3 protein-coding genes are annotated in these 1341 nt (G+C 65.9%); all 3 read left to right on the top strand.

Features of this window, described 5'->3' with window-relative positions; translation table 11 throughout:
- A partial coding sequence (locus QBK88_RS30680; RefSeq protein WP_277965045.1) for a type II secretion system F family protein occupies positions 1-843 on the top strand: 843 nt, incomplete at its 5' end.
- A 23-nt stretch (positions 844-866) separates the two neighbouring features.
- Entirely contained in the window at positions 867-1277 is a 411-nt protein-coding gene (gspG, locus tag QBK88_RS30685; RefSeq protein WP_176572408.1) for a type II secretion system major pseudopilin GspG, read from the top strand.
- A 5-nt stretch (positions 1278-1282) separates the two neighbouring features.
- Positions 1283-1341 (top strand): prepilin-type N-terminal cleavage/methylation domain-containing protein (locus tag QBK88_RS31050; protein WP_445765032.1); only part of this gene is annotated, 59 nt, incomplete at its 3' end.

A 1341-nucleotide genomic window follows, 5' to 3' on the forward strand; every position in this document is an offset into this window, starting at 1 on the left:
GAGGGCGGGCAGTTCTCCACCCTCTACATCAGCATGGTCCGCGCCGGCGAGGCCGGCGGCGCCCTGGAAAACACCCTGCGCCAGCTCAGCGATTACCTGGAGCGCAGCCAGACCCTGCGCGGCGAAGTGATCAACGCACTGATCTACCCGGCCTTCCTGATCGTTGGCGTGCTGGGTTCCCTGGCCTTGCTGCTGGCTTACGTGGTGCCGCAGTTCGTGCCGATTTTCCGCGACCTGGGCGTCCCGATTCCGCTGATTACCCAGGTGATTCTGGCGCTGGGCGAGTTCCTCAGCGCCTGGGGCCTGATGGTGCTTGCCGGGCTCATCGTGGTCATCTGGGGCACGGCGATCGCCCTGCGCGACCCGGCCCGGCGCCAGCGCAACGACCGGCGCCTGTTGCGCATCAAGGTCATCGGCCCGCTGCTGCAACGCATCGAGGCCGCCCGCCTGGCGCGCACCCTGGGCACCTTGCTCAGCAACGGCGTGGCGCTGTTGCAGGCGCTGCAGATCGTGCGCCAGGTGTGCAGCAACCGCGCCGTCGTCGCCCAGGTCGAACACGCCACCGAGTGGGTCAAGGGCGGCGGCACGTTGGCCAGCGCGTTTGGCCAGCAACCGCTGCTGCCGGAACTGGCGATCCAGATGATCGACGTCGGCGAACAGGCCGGCGAGCTGGACAGCATGCTGCTGAAAGTCGCCGAGGTGTTCGATGTCGAAGCCAAGCGCGGCATCGACCGCCTGCTCGCCGCCCTGGTGCCCAGCCTTACCGTGGTCATGGCCGTGATGGTCGCCGTGATCATGCTCGCCATCATGCTGCCGCTGATGAGCCTCACCAGTAACATTTAAAGGAACCAACCCCCATGAAAACCATGAAGTCGGCCCGCCGCCAGGGCGGTTTTACCTTGCTGGAAATGCTCGCCGTGATCGTGCTGCTGGGCATCGTCGCCACCATCGTCGTGCGCCAGGTGGGCGGCAACGTCGACAAGGGCAAGTACGGCGCCGGCAAGGCGCAACTGGCCAGCCTGAGCATGAAGGTGGAAAGCTACGCGTTGGACGTGGGTTCGCCGCCGGCCAACCTCAACCAGTTGGTGACCAAGCCGAGCAACGGCGGCAACTGGGCCGGCCCGTACGCCAAGCCATCGGACCTCAAAGACCCGTTCGGCCATGCCTTCGGCTACCGCTTCCCCGGTGAACACGGCAGCTTCGACCTGATCTTCTATGGCCAGGACGGCCAACCCGGCGGCGACGGCTACAACGCTGACCTGGGCAACTGGGAATAACGCTGATGCACAGGGCCCGGGGCTTCACGCTGCTGGAAATGCTGGTGGTGATCGTGCTGATCGG

Source organism: Pseudomonas sp. RIT-To-2, from assembly GCF_029623465.1.
Lineage (GTDB): Bacteria > Pseudomonadota > Gammaproteobacteria > Pseudomonadales > Pseudomonadaceae > Aquipseudomonas > Aquipseudomonas silvicola.

Bases quoted from the DNA above. Each gene is read 5' to 3' on its own strand.
- gspG (WP_176572408.1), top strand. From the start codon at position 867: ATGAAGTCGGCCCGCCGCCAGGGCGGTTTTACCTTGCTGGAAATGCTC.